The organism is Bacillus sp. YKCMOAS1 (genome assembly GCF_030268125.1).
Taxonomy (GTDB): domain Bacteria; phylum Bacillota; class Bacilli; order Bacillales; family Bacillaceae; genus Bacillus; species Bacillus safensis.
In genome coordinates, this window is sequence record NZ_BSEI01000005.1 from 196,883 (window position 1) to 212,705 (window position 15,823).

General features: G+C 42.1%; 14 protein-coding genes and 1 riboswitch. Of the genes, 5 read left to right on the plus strand and 9 right to left on the minus strand.

The features are described from left to right. Nucleotides 1–39: 39 nt before the first annotated feature. From QSJ46_RS15910 to QSJ46_RS15930, 5 genes are all read right to left on the minus strand, one after another. Complete coding sequence (locus QSJ46_RS15910; protein WP_107163852.1) at nt 40–897, minus strand: GNAT family N-acetyltransferase; 858 nt, start codon at nt 895–897, stop codon at nt 40–42. 100 nt (nt 898–997) lie between these two features. Beyond that, nucleotides 998–1,933 (minus strand): hypothetical protein, encoded by a 936-nt coding sequence (locus QSJ46_RS15915; RefSeq protein WP_047202328.1) that lies wholly within the window; start codon nt 1,931–1,933, stop codon nt 998–1,000. Between the two features lie 120 nt (nt 1,934–2,053). Then, the gene (gene metH, locus QSJ46_RS15920; RefSeq protein ID WP_047202327.1) at nt 2,054–5,482 is read right to left on the minus strand and encodes a methionine synthase; all 3,429 of its coding nucleotides are present in this window, start codon (nt 5,480–5,482) and stop codon (nt 2,054–2,056) included. Then, nucleotides 5,466–7,307, minus strand: coding sequence for a bifunctional homocysteine S-methyltransferase/methylenetetrahydrofolate reductase (locus QSJ46_RS15925; protein WP_047202326.1), 1,842 nt, complete (start codon nt 7,305–7,307; stop codon nt 5,466–5,468). Before QSJ46_RS15925 ends, metH begins: the two co-directional genes overlap by 17 nt. Before the next feature lie 78 nt (nt 7,308–7,385). Continuing rightward, nucleotides 7,386–7,504, minus strand: a riboswitch (SAM riboswitch). A gap of 81 nt (nt 7,505–7,585) precedes the next feature. After that, nucleotides 7,586–8,077 (minus strand): YajQ family cyclic di-GMP-binding protein, encoded by a 492-nt coding sequence (locus tag QSJ46_RS15930; protein ID WP_012009527.1) that lies wholly within the window; start codon nt 8,075–8,077, stop codon nt 7,586–7,588. 237 nt (nt 8,078–8,314) lie between these two features. Here QSJ46_RS15930 and QSJ46_RS15935 point away from each other — a divergent pair, with 237 nt between their 5' ends. The 3 genes from QSJ46_RS15935 to QSJ46_RS15945 all read left to right on the plus strand — a co-directional run bounded on the left by QSJ46_RS15935 (nt 8,315) and on the right by QSJ46_RS15945 (nt 12,130). Continuing rightward, nucleotides 8,315–9,163, plus strand: coding sequence for a CvfB family protein (locus tag QSJ46_RS15935; protein ID WP_041089776.1), 849 nt, complete (start codon nt 8,315–8,317; stop codon nt 9,161–9,163). A gap of 343 nt (nt 9,164–9,506) precedes the next feature. Further along, nucleotides 9,507–10,484, plus strand: coding sequence for a BMP family lipoprotein (locus QSJ46_RS15940; protein WP_285604991.1), 978 nt, complete (start codon nt 9,507–9,509; stop codon nt 10,482–10,484). Continuing rightward, entirely contained in the window at nt 10,481–12,130 is a 1,650-nt protein-coding gene (locus tag QSJ46_RS15945) for a methyl-accepting chemotaxis protein (RefSeq protein ID WP_285604992.1), read from the plus strand. Before QSJ46_RS15940 ends, QSJ46_RS15945 begins: the two co-directional genes overlap by 4 nt. 47 nt (nt 12,131–12,177) lie before the next feature. On the opposite strand, the gene QSJ46_RS15950 is transcribed toward QSJ46_RS15945, so the two are convergent. Further along, the gene (locus QSJ46_RS15950) at nt 12,178–13,029 is read right to left on the minus strand and encodes a DegV family protein (RefSeq protein WP_260775781.1); all 852 of its coding nucleotides are present in this window, start codon (nt 13,027–13,029) and stop codon (nt 12,178–12,180) included. A 140-nt stretch (nt 13,030–13,169) separates the two neighbouring features. Here QSJ46_RS15950 and QSJ46_RS15955 point away from each other — a divergent pair, with 140 nt between their 5' ends. Then, on the plus strand, nt 13,170–14,012 hold the full coding sequence (locus tag QSJ46_RS15955; RefSeq protein WP_024425072.1) for a YitT family protein: 843 nt from the start codon (nt 13,170–13,172) through the stop codon (nt 14,010–14,012). Nucleotides 14,013–14,026: 14 nt separating this feature from the next. After that, entirely contained in the window at nt 14,027–14,482 is a 456-nt protein-coding gene (locus QSJ46_RS15960) for a BsuPI-related putative proteinase inhibitor (protein WP_039177744.1), read from the plus strand. 50 nt (nt 14,483–14,532) lie between these two features. Here the strand turns inward: QSJ46_RS15960 and QSJ46_RS15965 are convergent, their stop codons facing one another. The 3 genes from QSJ46_RS15965 to QSJ46_RS15975 all read right to left on the minus strand — a co-directional run bounded on the left by QSJ46_RS15965 (nt 14,533) and on the right by QSJ46_RS15975 (nt 15,771). Continuing rightward, a complete protein-coding gene (locus QSJ46_RS15965) occupies nt 14,533–14,724 on the minus strand; it encodes a DUF3813 domain-containing protein (protein ID WP_024425070.1) in 192 nt (63 codons plus the stop codon). Next, entirely contained in the window at nt 14,721–14,870 is a 150-nt protein-coding gene (locus QSJ46_RS15970; protein WP_024425069.1) for a hypothetical protein, read from the minus strand. The genes QSJ46_RS15965 and QSJ46_RS15970 overlap by 4 nt, the downstream gene beginning before the upstream one ends. Before the next feature lie 88 nt (nt 14,871–14,958). Then, entirely contained in the window at nt 14,959–15,771 is an 813-nt protein-coding gene (locus QSJ46_RS15975; protein WP_024425068.1) for a Cof-type HAD-IIB family hydrolase, read from the minus strand. Nucleotides 15,772–15,823: the final 52 nt, after the last annotated feature.

Here is a 15,823-nt window from a genome sequence, read left to right on the forward strand (position 1 = left end):
AAAGCTGTAGACATCTAGTGTCTACAGCTTTTTTGTTTTTTAAGAAAATGCTTGAGAGGCGAGGAAATAGAATAGGGCGGGATCATTTAGTTTTTCTTTCCCACGAATCATCATAAAATGGGCTACGTTTGTTTTCGTAAATCCTGCTTCAACAAGTGTTTCATGCAGGTGCTCAGCTGTTTCTTCCTGCATATCTAAACGAATTGCCCCTGAATAAGACGAGATGAGTGATTGGATGAGCGAGAGAGCGGTTTGTTCATCGTTTGCTGCAAGCGGCCCAATCATGAGATTAGCAGGGGTTTCGATGCCAAATGCAAAGCCAGTTGTTTCATGATGTTCATTCTGTGCGATCAGCCGGAACGATGCTCGATCCATTCGCTTTCTTATAAAGCTTGATCGATTGGTACCTGCACCTTTTTCGTCAAGTGCTTCAATAGACGGAAGGTCCGCTTCATCAGCAGGAGAAAGGTGAATCCCACCTGACACACGAAAAGCCGATGGATTCGTGGTCTGTGCTTTGTATGTATGAATGTAGCCGGCCGTTTGAAATCCGATTTTTTCATAAACGGGCTGTCCTTGTACAGTAGCGGTTAAAACGACAGGAACGCTTTGATTGCTCCGGCGAAGCAGGGTGTCAATCATTTTCCGTGCAAGGCCTAAGCCGCGATGCGTCTCAGATACAATCACAGCACCAATTGATGCTGCTTTATCATATTGGAAAAGTCCCGCACATGAGATGACTTGTCCATCCGTTGTTGAAAAACCAGTAAAATATCCGTTTGTTAAAAGAGATGTAAGCTCATCCGCATTGTAATCAGGCCAGTCGACCTCTTTTGACAATGCGATAAGATCGGGTATGTCATCGAGTGTTAATGTTCGTTGTACAACGTTTTCCAATACACGCAACTCCTTCTTAGCTGATTTCATCTATATGTATCGTACCATAAGAAAGCATAAGAAAAAGGAAAAGGGAGATCCTTTTCCTTTTGTCCTCTTATTAATAATTCAGGTCACGGTTGTATTCATATTCAAAGGTGAGCTGCAAGTTTTTAATCGACACGACGCCTACTTTAATTAATCGTCCACCGATAAGCTGAGGGACCTCTATGGCGTTGAAAGAAACAAAAAAGCGGTCTTTTGCTGGAACCTGGCTTGTTTTATAGGAAGAGATATCAACCTTTTGACCGTTCCAAGGTACATTCACTGCTCCGCCTTTTAAAGAAGAAACGGTGAAAACATAATTGTGTGCGTTGGTACTGCCTTTATCAGCCTCTAATGAAAGACCAGTTACGACAGCATCCTGCGGCAGACTGCTTAAATCAAAATTAGAATTTGGAGAACCGGCTTCATTGAAGCTGTTGAGTGTGGCTGGCGACCCATATCGTTTGAGTGTTGCTTTTTCAATGCTTTTATCAAAGACAATGCGGTACATTTTATCTTCTTCATTTAGTAATTGTTTAGGCTTAACCGCTAGGTAGTAATCCGTACTGGCGGCAATTTTCGGCATATGAATGATCTCATTTTGGTTGTATGTCCGCACAGAGGAAGACACAAGCGCGCCGTTCTTATTATAAAGATAGAGATCGAAATCATTTCCTGACTTTACATTCACAAGTTTAATGGAAAAACGACCGTCCGCACCATCAAATTTGGAACTGGTGAAATGGTAAAAGTCGACGTCATTTATAGAAGAAATACTTCCCTCGTGATATAAATAAGATTTATTCAAATAAAGAGAAGGCTGCAGGAACTGAGCTTTTTCCATCGTATCATTGTTGGCATAATCACTGTCTGGATACTGGTGCTCCAATTCTTCTGTATAATTTTTTGTTTGTTTCGTAGATGCTTCACTTGCTAGTGCAGGTGATTGGAAGAGAGAGGCAGCGATGAAGAGGCCGGCAAGCAGTAAAAAACCAATTTTCTTTTTAAACATGACAAACATCTCCTATTCATTCATTTTCTTTCATTTATATTATCGGTGGATTATTGTAAAAATTGATATTTATTCCATTTTTATAACGAAAAAGAACCCCCAATCACGGAGGTTCTAGAGTTAATGAACATTAAAATATCGAGCTTCAGGGTGGGAGACGACAATCGCTGAAACAGATGCTTCAGGTTCCATCATGAATCCTTCTGTCAGGTGGATGCCGATTTTTTCAGGCTGAAGCAGCTTGAACAACTTTTCTTGGTCCTCAAGATTTGGACACGCTGGATAACCAAAGGAATAGCGCTGCCCTTGATATTTCGCTTGAAATCGTTTTTCCATTGTAAAATCGACTGGGTCAGGGAAGCCCCATTTGTCACGAATCACTTGATGGGTTCTTTCAGCTAATCCTTCTGCAAGCTCAAGTGCCAGAGCTTGGACAGCATGCATTTTTAAATAATCTCCTTCCTGCTTAAATTGCTGCGCGACTTCACGTATACGCGCGCCGGCTGTGACGGCGAATAAGGCAATATAATCTTTCTCGTTTTCATCACTTTTCCGTACATAATCAGAAATGGAGCGGTACGGGAGCTTCACCTGCCTTGGAAATTGGAACGTTTCAATGATGCGGTCAGGCTTTTCGGGATCATAAATATGCAAATCATTTCCGTCTGAACCGGCAGGGAAGAATTGATACACAAATGCTGGCGCAAACCAGTTTTTCTCTCTGCCTTCGTTTAGAAGGTCTGTGACAAGCTGTTTTAATTCCAATGCTTTTGGGTGCTGTTCAGCTAATAAGGCTTTGACTTTTCCCTTTAAGCCGAGATGATGACCAATGAGCATTTGTTCATTCACATAAGGCATAATATGATGCAAATCGATGTCCCTCACATAATGGCGTGCGGTATCTTCTGGCGTAAATACCGGTGCCTGAGGGAGGGCTACGCGTTTTTCTAGTAATTCAATGACAGCTTTCGGCTGCTTTCCTTCTTTCTCCTTGAAAGGTGCCGCTGGCTCCTCTTCGGGCTTTGTTTGAAATTGCAGTGGATTCGCTTTTAACTCATTGGCTAATGACAGACCGTCCATGGCATCTTTTGCATAAAGAACAGGTCCATCATAATGAGGCGAAATTTTCATTTTCGTAAATTTGCGAGAAAGGGCAGCACCGCCGACCAAAATAGGAACAGAAATATTGGCCTTTTGTAAATCCTGAGCGGTTAGTACCATTTGCTGTGCGGACTTTACAAGTAAGCCTGATAATCCGATCATATCTGGTTTTTCCTTTTGCACAGCTTCAATCAATGTTTGAGGTGTCACCTTGATGCCGAGGTCGACTACTTGAAAGCCGTTATTGCTCAAAATGATGTCGACAAGGTTTTTCCCGATATCATGGACATCTCCTTTTACGGTCGCAAGAAGAATCTTTCCTTTCCCGCTCGCATGCTGCTTTTCCATATATTGCTCAAGGAACGAAACAGATGCTTTCATGACCTCTGCCGATTGAAGCACCTCGGCGACAATCAGTTCGTTTTGATTAAAAAGACGACCAACCTCAGCCATTCCCTGCATTAACGGACCATTGATAATATGAAGCGGCGATTCATATTGCTCCAAAGCAAGGGATAGATCATCGATGAGACCTTCTTTCGTTCCTTCGACGACGTAGAGCGCCAGCCTTTCATCAAGTGATAAGGAGACCTTTGGTTTTTTCTCCGTTTTCTTTTTGCCGCGGTAAAATTGGGTGAATTCAGCCAGTGTTTGGTCATTTGTTTCATAAAGCAAGGTTTCAGCTAGTTTGATTTCATCCTTTGGAATGGATGCGAAGCGCTCAAGCTTTTCCGTATTCACGATGGCATAGTCAAGCCCTGCTTGCACGCAGTGATACAAATAGACGGCGTTTAAGATTTCTCTGCCAACAGGCGGAAGTCCGAAAGATACGTTGCTGATACCTAAAATGGTGAGGCACTCAGGCAGGGTTTCCTTGATCATTTTAATGCCTTTGATCGTTTCTTCAGCGGCGCCAATATATTGCTCGTCTCCAGTGCCTACGGGAAAGACAAGCGGATCAAAAATGATGTCACTTGCAGGAATTCCATATCTCTTCGTTAACAAATCATGCGAACGTATAGCAATTTCAAGCTTTCGTTCTGCTGTCACAGCCATTCCTATTTCATCAATTGTGCCAACAACAAGTGCACCGCCATATAGCTTCACAAGAGGTAGAATCTCTTCAAAACGTTCCACGCCATCCTCAAGATTAATAGAATTGATGATGGCTTTCCCTTGAGAATAGGTGAGTGCCTTTTCAATCACGTGTTTATCCGTTGAATCAATGACAAAAGGAGCTTTCACCTTTTTCATGGCTTCTTGTAAAAAGCCTTCCATGTCTGCTGCCTCATCACGGTCTGGATCAGCCAGACACACATCAACGACGTGAGCGCCATTTTTCACCTGAGCACGAGCAATTTCTGCTGCTTCTTCAAACTTTTGTTCCGCAATGAGCCGTTTGAATTTGCGAGAACCAATGACATTGGTCCGTTCACCTACAAAAAGAGGACGCATTGAATCCTCATAAATAAGGGGCTCAATTCCTGATACGGTATGCTGCGGTGATTCGCGAGTGATATGACGCGGCTGAATCGTGCGTACTTCATCTGACAATGCTTGAATATGTGCAGGTGTCGTTCCGCAACAGCCGCCGACAATATTTAACCAGCCTTCCTTAGCAAAGGCGGCGATTTTTTTAGCAAGAGAAGCAGGGGATTCATGATATTGGCCTTCTTCATCTGGGAGACCAGCATTCGGATAGCAGCTCACCGCTGACTTTGCGATGGAGGAGAGCGTGCGGATGTGGTCTGTCATAAATTCTGGACCAGTCGCACAGTTCAGGCCCACACTGATGGGTTTCATATGCTCAAGAGAGATATAAAAGGCTTCGATATCCTGACCTGCAAGGGTGGTGCCCATTGGTTCAATCGTACCTGATACCATGAGTGGTAATTGAATGCCTGCCTTCTGAAAGGCTTCCTGAATTCCTTTGAAACCAGCTTTTACATTCAGCATGTCTTGGCTTGTTTCTAAAAGAAGGGCATCACACTTTCCGTCAATTAGAGCGCGGGCTTGTTCTTCATAGTTTCTGACGAGCTCACTGAAGGTTGTGCCGCCTGTTACAGATAATGTTTTCGTTGTTGGGCCCATTGCGCCTACAACAAAACGAGGCTTTTCGGGTGTGGAGAAACGGTCAGCTTCTGCCTTTGCCAGCTGCGCAGCTCGAACATTGAGTTCATAAGCAAGGTGGCCAAGCCCATATTCATCAAGAACGAGCTTTGTCGCACCGAACGTATTTGTTTCAATGAGATCGGCACTTGCTTCGAGGTATTCCCTATGGATCGCACGGATGATGTGAGGGGCTGTCATATTCAAATACTCGTTACAGCCCTCATACTCTTCTCCGCCAAAGTCCTCTGCTGTCAGGTTGGCGTTTTGAATCATTGTGCCCATTGCACCATCAAGGACGAGGATGCGTTTCTTGAGCTGTTCAGTGATAGTTGACATGGATGTTAGACTCCTTTTCTTTCTGATGGATGTAGGTGGTCAGTTCTGCTGTTAAATCTGATCGAAGGAAAGGAGTAATTAAATAAATGCCATTAAACAATTCGCAGGCTGTATCTAATAAAGAGCGGGCAATCGCTAAACCTTCTGCTCGTTGCTTTTCTTTATCCTCGCCAGCCTTAGCCATAATGTCACGAATAGAATCAGATAATTTGATGCCGGGAATTTCATGATGAATAAACTCTGCATTTCGGCTGCTTGTTAACGGCATAATGCCGATGTAAATTGGTTTATCCAAGTGGCGGCTTTCCTCATGAATTTTCACAAGTTGTTCTTCAGAATAAACAGGCTGTGAAATAAAATAATCAGCGCCGTATTCGATTTTTTTCTCAAGACGTTTGACCGCTTTATCAATATGACGCACATTTGGGTTAAACGCGCCAGCCACTGAAAAATTGGTCTTTTTGCCAAGAGGCTTTCCTGAGAAAGAAAGGCCTTCATTAAATTGTTTGATGAGACGAATCAAATCAAAGGAGGTTAAATCATACACAGATGTTGCACCTGGGAAGTCTCCAATTTTAGATGGATCGCCTGTGATCGCTAAAATATCGGTTAATCCAAGAGTGTCGAGCCCCATTAAATGGGATTGTAGCCCTATCAAATTACGGTCGCGGCATGTGATATGAACAAGAGAACGCATATCAAGCTGCTGCTTTAATAATGCGCCGCAAGCGACATTGCTAATGCGCGGAGTCGCAAGAGAATTATCGGCTAAAGTCAACGCATCAATGCCAGCATTCTTTAATTCATTTGCAGCAACGAGAAATTTTTCGAAGTTCAGCTTCTTCGGTGGATCGAGCTCTACGATAATCGATCGTTTTTTCACAGCCAGCTCATCAAGACCTGGTTCAGTGCGCTGATCTTGGATGGAAATGATTTCTTCTTTTAACACTTTCACTTCTTTTTCAGTGATCGGTGCTAAACCTTTGACCGCTTCAGCCATTGCGCTAATATGCTGAGGTGTTGTTCCACAGCAGCCTCCGATAATGCGTGCGCCCTGATTTCTAAATTCAAGTGCACTTTTCCGGAAATAATCGTTATCTGTATCATAGACGAGTCTGCCTTCTTCAAGAGAGGGGAGACTGCTGTTAGGATAGACAGATAAATGCGAATTTTCTAAAAGTGGAACGCCTTCGAGTGCCTGAATCATGTGATAAGGGCCCAGCCTGCAGTTGATGCCTACGACATCTGCACCAAGAGATGATAACTCAGATAAACCATCCTTCAGCGGGGTACCATCCTGCAAAACGCCTTGTTCATGCATAGAGACATTCATGACAATCGGGAGAGTCGTTTCTTTGCGAGCAATTTGGAGAACAGCCTTCGCTTCTTCTATGTCATAATACGTTTCAAGCAATAATCCGTCAGGCTCTTCATTTAATAGGATGTACAGCTGCTCTCTAAAGCTTCGTTTGATTTCTTCTATAGAGTAGGCATTTTTGTTAAACGTTCGAATGCCGCCAATTGTTCCGAGAACATAAGCAGAGCCAGCGGCTGCTTTTGCAATTTGTACCGCTTTTGTATTGATGCGTTTCGTTTCTTCCTCTAAGCCGTAGCGGGATAGTTTAATATAATTCGCACCGTATGTGTTCGTTTGGATGATGTCAGCGCCTGCCTGCACATATGCTTCGTGTACGCGTTTCACTTCATCCTCTTTCGATAAATTTAATTCTTCAAAACAGCGGTCAATGCCGTAAGAGTATAAAAGTGTTCCCATCGCTCCATCAGCTATCAGTACGCGATTTTGTAAGTCTTGTAATAGGCCCATTGTATTCCTCCTTATTTCTATGTAACAAAAAAAGCCTTCTGATAAGAAGAAGACTTTTTGGCTGTATCGTAATTCTTCTCCTTATCTTCCAAGCAGTTGCTTGCTGGATTTAGCACCTTGGTCATAGAAAATAGATTTCTACTACACCGGTTGCTGAGGCTTCACAGGGCCAGTCCCTCTGCCTCTCTTGATAAGAAAGCAATATGAACATGTCAATGAATTGAACTTCCATCAACTGTAACGAAAAATGCAGAAATAATCAATGGAAAATTTGAAATTTATCGAAAATTTATAAATTGGACATCAATCGGCAAATCAGCCTTACGCATAAGAGAAATAACCTCTTGTAAATCATCTTTATTTTTCCCTGTCACACGCACTTGGTCATCCTGAAATTGTGATTTCACTTTGATGCCAGACTGCTTGATGAGTGCGTTGATCTTTTTAGCGTTGTCTTGATCAATCCCGCTGATCAGCTTCGCACGCTGGCGTACTGTACCGCCAAGAGCATGCTCGGTTTTTCCGTAATCGATGTTTTTAGTTGGCACATTTCGTTTGATCAGCTTTGTCACAAGTACATCTTTTAGCTGCTCAAGCTTGAAGTCATCATCAGAAATGAGAACAAGTTCTTCTTTTTCGAGAGAAATATCACTTTTACTTCCTTTAAAATCATAACGGTTTTTAATTTCTTTCAGCGCTGCTTGAACAGCGTTTTGCACCTCAGGCAGTTCGACCTTCGATACAATGTCAAATGAGCTTTCTTTTGCCATGACACATGACCTCCAAGTATTGATATTGCATCTATTTTATCATGCCAATAGGCGAAGAAGAAACTTTATCGAAGAGATGAGGCAAAGAGTTCAGCCGGCTGCGGTATAAATCGTGACCAGTTTGTCCACTTTAGCTAACAGAACTAGAGGTGTTCATGCGGGGAGAAGTATAGTAGAATAAAGTGAATCAAAAGATGAACGAACGCTCTTTTATGGGCAGATAGGAAGGAAGAGAACATGAGACCAGGTGAGCAACTGACCTTGCAAATAGAGAACGAAATGGAATACGGCTACTTTTTGACAGATGGTGAAGATTCGGTCCTCTTACACCGCAGTGAAATGACAGAGGATCTTGATGACCGAGATGAAGTAGAGGTCTATTTATATGTAGATCATGAAGAAAGACTCGCTGCCACAATGAAAATTCCTACAATTAACGCACATACATATGGCTGGGTAGAAGTTGTAGACGTGGTAGAAGACATGGGCGCATTTGTCGATGTTGGACTGTCAAAGGATGCACTTGTGGCAACAGAACACCTCCCGCCTTTTGAGGAAGCATGGCCGAAAAAAGGAGACAAACTCTACTGTATGCTGAAAGTCACAAGTTACGGCAGAATGTTCGCAAAACCAGCCACAGAAGACGTGATCAGTGAATTGTTTACTGAGGCACCAGAAACCTTAATGAACAAAGAAATTACTGGAACAATCTATCGTTTAATTGCGACAGGTTCTTTTATGCTGACAGATACAGGCGTGCGAGGGTTTATTCACCGCACGGAACGAAAGGAAGAGCCAAGACTAGGATCGACCGTTACAGGACGCGTTATTGCAGTGAAAGAGGATGGAACCGTGAACGTTTCTCTGCTTCCTAGAAAACAGGATGCATTATCTGTCGATGCAGAAGAAATTTTAACCTATATGAGAACAAGAAACGGCGCCATGCCTTACGGAGACAAAAGTGATCCAGAGGATATCCGCGAAAGATTTCAAATGAGCAAAGCAGCCTTTAAACGAGCACTAGGTCATCTGATGAAAAATGATCTCGTTTATCAAAAAGAAGGCTGGACATACGAGAAAAAGTGAGCATTTGCTCACTTCAGCGTGCAGACAAACCCTCGCATTCGGTGTCAGTCCTGCGTGCCGGTGCTCACGAATGTCAAATTCGCTCCGCTCCGGTACTCGTCCCTCCTAGGGCTGCAAAGGTTTTCAGGTCACGCTGAAAAGAAGACAAAGTTCTAAAATAAAGTTTATTTTAGCCCTTTGTCAATGATCTAAAAGTGAGCATTTGCTCACTTTTTTATTTTTGTCTTAAATAATGGATTTTTTCTATGAAAAAAGTCATGAAAACCTTCACTATATCATTGAAACAACGCCCCTCAAATCCGATAAAAAAGGAGTAAGGATGATAAAAGGAGTGTGTTTTTGGATGAAAGTGAAGATTTCATTGCTTCTGATGGCAGCCATGCTTATGGTGCTCGCCGCATGCGGGAATCAACAGGAGGGGTCGCCGAAATCAACTGCGAAGCATATTGGCGTTATGCTCACAGATGATGGTCTTGGTGATCAATCATTTAACGATTCATCATTTAAAGGATTAGAAAAAGCACGTGATGAGCTTGGCATTGAATTTGATTATAGAGAAATTGCAGAAACTGATACATATGAAAAAGGGCTGACAGAACTCGTAAAAGATGGTAATGATCTCATTATCGGTGTAGGTTTTAGTATGCAAGAAGACCTAGAAAAAGTCGCAAAGAAATATCCGAAGAAGCAGTTTCTTCTGATCGATGCCGTATCTGAGCTGAAAAATGTGACCTCTGTGACGTTTAAAGAAGAGGAAGGCAGCTATTTAGCAGGTGCACTTGCTGCGATGACAACGAAAAGCGATGTCATTGGATTTGTTGGCGGTGTTGATGCAGACGTCATTCATCGTTTTGAAAAAGGGTTTCAAAAAGGCGCCAAATCAGTCAATCCAAAAATCAAAATCTTATCTACCTATGCCGGTACATTTAGTGATGCAGGCAAGGGCGGTAAAATAGCCAAAGATATGATCAAAAAGAAAGCAGACGTTTTATATGCTGCAGCCGGTTATTCAGGTGTTGGTGTATTAAAAGAAGCGCAATCTCAAGGCAAATATGCCATTGGTGTTGACAGCGATCAGTACTTTACTGCAGAAAAAGCTGTGATTTCATCTATGGTAAAAAAAGTCGATGAAGTGGTCTATCAATTCAGCGAACAGGTCATCAAGAACAATCAAATTAAAAGCGGGCATGTTGTCTATGACTTAAGCAATGATGGAATCGATATGGCAAAAATCCGGATCTTGAAAAATGCTGAGACACTGACCAAAAAATTAAATGGTCTGAAGCAGACGCTTCTGAAAGAAGAGGGGGGCGCATCATGAGTTTACGCGTCAAAATTTTACTCAACTCACTTATCTCACTTCTTTTAGCAGTTGGTGTCATTGCCTTTATCATTGTCAGCATGACAAAGATCCAATCATCAAATGAAGCAGATGTCCAAACCTTATTAAACGTACAAAAAACGAAGGCAAGCTTTGAAAGTGTCGAGCAAGCGATGACCAATTATTCGATGACACTTTCAGATGAACAGCTAGAGATCGTTCAAAACGATATTTCTACAGCAAAAAAACAGCTGCAAACGTTAAACAAGTATGCAGGAAATTTGAACAAAGAGGCATTAACAAGGTTAAATACAAAATATGACACATGGACCAAAGAAGCAAACAATGCCATTGGTGAAAAAAACGCCTCGGATGCAAGACGTGTGGCAGCAAGAATTGATGGCGTTTTAAACGATGTGCATACGATGAATAAAAGAGCAGAAGAAGCGTATAAACAAAATCTAGAGGATGCAGCAGACAATGTACAATGGATTATTACAAGTGCACTCGTCTCAGCCCTCACACTGATTGTCATTGCCGTCTTTTTGAATATGGGGTTAACGCGATCCATCGTGACACCTATCAAATCACTATCCTACAGAGCAAAGCAGATCGCAGAAGGGAATCTTGCTGTGGAGCGGACAGATATTCAGCGTAAGGATGAAATCGGCGGCTTGAATGAATCCTTTAATCAAATGACAGATCAGTTGATTAGTTTGATTAAAGAAATCAGCCATGTCTCAAGCCGAGTAGAGACATTCTCGATCCACCTGAATGATGAAAATAAAAAGATGATGGAATCTGCCAATCAAGTATCTGTCTCAACAGACGAAATGGCCAATGGGTCACAAGCGATTTCAGAAGATCTCCAGCATGGCGTCAGCTTGATTGAGAAAATGGACCAGCATGGACGTAAAAATTCTGAACGCTCACAAACGGTCATCCGCAGTACAGAGGATGCCATTGAAGCCGTAGAAAGCGGAAAGCACACGTTAACAGAAACAAAATCAGCGATTGAAAAAAATACACATGCCACGAGACAAATCGAAGAATCAGCAGGAGAATTCACGCAATACGCCAGCGGAATCTCGGCCATGGCCAAAACGGTTTCTGACATTGCGGATCAAACAAACTTACTTTCCTTAAACGCAGCCATTGAAGCGGCAAGGGCAGGCGAAGCTGGAAAAGGCTTTGCCGTTGTAGCAGATGAAATTCGCAAGCTTGCCGATGAATCGTCAAATGCAACAAGACAAATTTTTGACATGGTCAGTCATATTGAAAGAGGGATTCAATCCATTAGTCAAACGGTTCAAGAAGGGGTCAAGCTTTCACTTCAGCAGCAGGATGCGATGGACAAAACCTCACACTCCTTTGAAGATATAGAAACAAAAGCGCAGCATATTAAACAAGAAATGGCGGTCTTAAATGACCAAATTATCCAATCAACAGAACTTGGCGGACAAGTACTGCACTCGATTGAAAATATTAGTGCAGTAGTAGAAGAAACAGCAGCTGGCAGCGAAGAAATTTCTGCCTCAGCAAATGAACAGCTGCAATCGTTCCATCAAATGAACAAACAAGTCGAAGAATTGATGAGTATGACGGCAAGGTTAAATGAAACTGTCCAGCGATTTAAACTTTCATAAGAAAAGCACCCTTCCCGTGTTGTATCAGGGAAGGGTGCTTTTTATGATCATTTGCCTGTAAAAAAGATCGCAAGCGTGCTAGGTCCTGAATGGGATCCCACAGCGGCGCCGATGATATGAATATCAATTTCTTTAGGATGAAATTCGTCTTCAATCAGTTGTTTCATGTCTTCTGCAAGTGCAGGATCATCACCATGACTAATGCCAACCGTTTGATTAGGCCAATCCGTTCCGCGTTCTTTCATTAGTTCAATAATGCGTTTCAGCAGCTTTTTACGTCCGCGGATTTTTTCTAGTGGGATGAGTTTTCCATCTTCGACATGTAAAATGGGTTTAATGCTTAACAAACCGCCAACAAATGCGGACGCTTTACTGATCCTTCCGCCTCTTGCTAAATACGTTAAATCGTCTACAGTAAAAATATGTTGTAAAGATTCACAAAAATGCTTTACAGACGTTTCAATTTCTTGTATTGTATTTCCGTCAATGGCAAGTGATTGAGCGTGTTTGACAGCAAGCCCATAGCCGAGTGAAGCGCATTTAGAATCAATGATTCGTAAATCAAAATCAGGATATTCTTCCTTCACTTCATTTGCCATCATCACAGCTGTCTGATATGTACCTGAAAGCTCTGATGAAAAAGCGACATAGATGGCAGATGTATGGGTTTGAGCGGCAGAAACAAAGGCTTCCTTGATCCGGTTTGGTGAAGCCTGTGACGTTTTTGGACTGGCTCCTTGTCTCATCGCATCAAATACTTGTTTTGGTTCAATGGTGATCAAATCCTCAAATTCCTGCTCGCCAAGCAACACGCGGAGCGGAATGAGTGTTATGTTATGTTCATCATAATAAGAAAGAGGCAGATCAGCAGCACTGTCTGCTATGATATGAACAGTCATATAAATCCCTTCTTTCTAAAAAAATAAGCCATATTTTACATCTTTTTAGCCTAACTATATCATAGAAATCATCTTTTCGTGTTCAAATTCTAAATTTTAGGGAAAACCATAGAGAGAATGGTAAGTGGAGGAATGACAACATGTTCATTGGAGAAGCAAAAAAACTCATTGTCGTCGTAATTGGTGCATTACTCAATGCGATTGGACTGAATTTATTCTTAATCCCAGCTGACGTATATGCGAGCGGTTTTACAGGGGTAGCCCAGCTGCTATCCAGCTTAATCGATCAATATGCGCCATTTTATGTATCAACAGGGATTCTATTATTTATTTTAAACATTCCAGTCGGCATTTTAGGCTGGATGAAAGTTGGCCGTTCCTTTACTTTGTACAGCATCATCAGTGTTGCACTGACAACCATTTTCCTTGGCATTTTACCAGAAACGAGTGTTTCCCATGATATTTTATTAAATGCTGTGTTTGGCGGTGTCATATCCGCAGTAGGAATTGGGATCACGCTCAAATACGGGGCATCGACAGGCGGACTCGACATCGTTGCTATGGTATTAGCGAAATGGAAAGACAAACCAGTTGGCACGTATTTCTTCATTTTAAATGGAATCATCATTTTTACAGCAGGATTATTACAAGGTTGGGAGAAAGCATTATATACGCTTGTCACATTATATGTAACCACAAGGGTCATTGATGCCATCCATACAAGACATGAGAAGCTGACCGCGATGATTGTGACGAAAAAAGCAGATGAAATCAAAGAAGCCATTTACGGAAAAATGGTCAGAGGTATTACGACTGTACCTGCAAAAGGCGCATTCACCAACGAGCAAAAGGAAATGATGGTGATCGTCATTACAAGGTATGAGCTGTATGAACTTGAACAAATTATTAAAGAAGTCGATCCAAAAGCCTTTACAAATATTGTGCAGACAACCAATATTCTTGGATTTTTCAGACGAGATTAAAAGGTGGGTAGCAGATGAAAAAAGGGTTGGTACTTCTTCTCATTCTATTGTTTTTAGCCGCTTGTGGACAACAAAAAAAGGATGAACCAGACAAGGAGGTTTCCGGTCAAATGGGAGAAAAAACGGTTGTACTCACAGTAGACCCCGTCCAGAAAGGTTCTTCAGTTCAATTTAACATGTCACTGAAAAATGAATCAGATCGAGATATTGAATTTACCTTTAACACAAGCCAAAAATTCGAGCTCAGTGTGTATGACGAAAACGGGAACGAACAATATCGCTATTCGAAAGACCGTATGTTCACACAGGCCATCCAAACTTTTGTGCTGAAAAAAGGCGAGGCCTATGATTTTCAAGACACGTGGTCAAACGGTGTAAAGCCCGGAACATACGAAGCGGTTGTAACGTTTAAAGGAAAAGCAGAAGGGCTGAAACAAATCACGGAGAAGAAAACATTCCAAGTCAAATAAGCATGGGAATTAGAAAAAGCTGTCCATCAAATGTGGACAGCTTTTTTATGTCAGAGATCATCAAGCAAGTCTTGGAAGGTATGCAGCTGGTTTCTTTCTGCATCTGTTGAATTGGCAAATGCAGAGGATACGGCATTTTTCGCTCGTTTGACTGCCTGTTGACGCTCTAACCCAGATGAAAATGAAGAAGTAAGAGCCTCTTCAGTAAATGATTTGGCTTGATCAAAAAGTTCGTTTCTCACAATGAACCTCCAGAAGCATCAGTCTTCATATTTCCTCTGTCTGACGCTTCTTCAAGTGTCGAACGGTAAGGAAAACGTGCGTCATGAAGACTGACTGAATCTTTACCTTGTTGTATAAAGCGTTTCGATTTGCTTCTTTTACCCATTCGGAATCCGCCCCTTTACACAAGCTGACAGGACAACCTGTCTAACGGTAGTATGCCCGCTTCCATCTGCTATGTATGAATGGAAAAATTAAAGCGAGAAGTAATTCGTTAGAAACTTAGCAATCCCGTCTTGTTCATTCGTATCAGTGACTTCATTTGAGACACGTTTCACGGCATCAATTCCGTTGCCCATTGCCACACCACATCCAGCAAATTCAAGCATTTCTAAATCATTGTCTTCATCTCCGAATGCCACAATCCGCTCCTTAGGAACACCGTAATAATCACTGATCTTTTGCAATCCAACAGCTTTATTCATGCCTGTTTTAATGATTTCAATCACGTGCCACGGGGCAGCCCAGCGTCTGTGATCAATCACTTCTGCATGAACATCTGATAAATAGCTTCGAATAGCTCCGACGTCCTCTTCTTTTGCATGAATTAACACGCTCGTCACATTTTCTCCAAGGTTGTCCCTTAGGTCTCCAACAGTGACTTTGTTTGCATTCATATTAAAGATATCAATGAGTTTTTCATCATGATAATGGAAATACAAATCGTCTAACACTTCAGCTAACACATTGTGCACTTTATACTCTTCACTAATGTCTACAAGCTGTTTGACCACTTGAAGATCAAGTGACGTATGAAATCTGCCCCATTTTTCATCAAGAGGATGATGGACAAACGCTCCGTTAAAATTCACAATTGGTGAATCAAGCTGTAATTGCTGATAATAAGGAGAGCTGGATCGAAATGGCCGGCCTGTTGATATACAGACGTGATGCCCGCTGTCTCTCACTTTTTGAATGACGTCAAGTGTGTGCGCAGAAATGGTTTTATCATCTTTTAATAATGTGCCATCCAGGTCAAGTGCGATTAGATAAGGTTTAGTCTCCATAAAATCTCCTTTGATCTGTAAGTGATAGGAGGCAATTCATGTTAGCGCCTCT

Bases quoted from the DNA above. Each gene is read 5' to 3' on its own strand.
- QSJ46_RS15955 (WP_024425072.1), top strand. From the start codon at position 13,170: ATGTTCATTGGAGAAGCAAAAAAACTCATTGTCGTCGTAATTGGTGCA.
- metH (WP_047202327.1), bottom strand. From the start codon at position 5,482: ATGTCAACTATCACTGAACAGCTCAAGAAACGCATCCTCGTCCTTGAT.
- QSJ46_RS15950 (WP_260775781.1), bottom strand. From the start codon at position 13,029: ATGACTGTTCATATCATAGCAGACAGTGCTGCTGATCTGCCTCTTTCT.
- QSJ46_RS15940 (WP_285604991.1), top strand. From the start codon at position 9,507: ATGAAAGTGAAGATTTCATTGCTTCTGATGGCAGCCATGCTTATGGTG.
- QSJ46_RS15930 (WP_012009527.1), bottom strand. From the start codon at position 8,077: ATGGCAAAAGAAAGCTCATTTGACATTGTATCGAAGGTCGAACTGCCT.
- QSJ46_RS15970 (WP_024425069.1), bottom strand. From the start codon at position 14,870: ATGGGTAAAAGAAGCAAATCGAAACGCTTTATACAACAAGGTAAAGAT.
- QSJ46_RS15975 (WP_024425068.1), bottom strand. From the start codon at position 15,771: ATGGAGACTAAACCTTATCTAATCGCACTTGACCTGGATGGCACATTA.
- QSJ46_RS15960 (WP_039177744.1), top strand. From the start codon at position 14,027: ATGAAAAAAGGGTTGGTACTTCTTCTCATTCTATTGTTTTTAGCCGCT.
- QSJ46_RS15915 (WP_047202328.1), bottom strand. From the start codon at position 1,933: ATGTTTAAAAAGAAAATTGGTTTTTTACTGCTTGCCGGCCTCTTCATC.
- QSJ46_RS15945 (WP_285604992.1), top strand. From the start codon at position 10,481: ATGAGTTTACGCGTCAAAATTTTACTCAACTCACTTATCTCACTTCTT.
- QSJ46_RS15935 (WP_041089776.1), top strand. From the start codon at position 8,315: ATGAGACCAGGTGAGCAACTGACCTTGCAAATAGAGAACGAAATGGAA.
- QSJ46_RS15925 (WP_047202326.1), bottom strand. From the start codon at position 7,307: ATGGGCCTATTACAAGACTTACAAAATCGCGTACTGATAGCTGATGGA.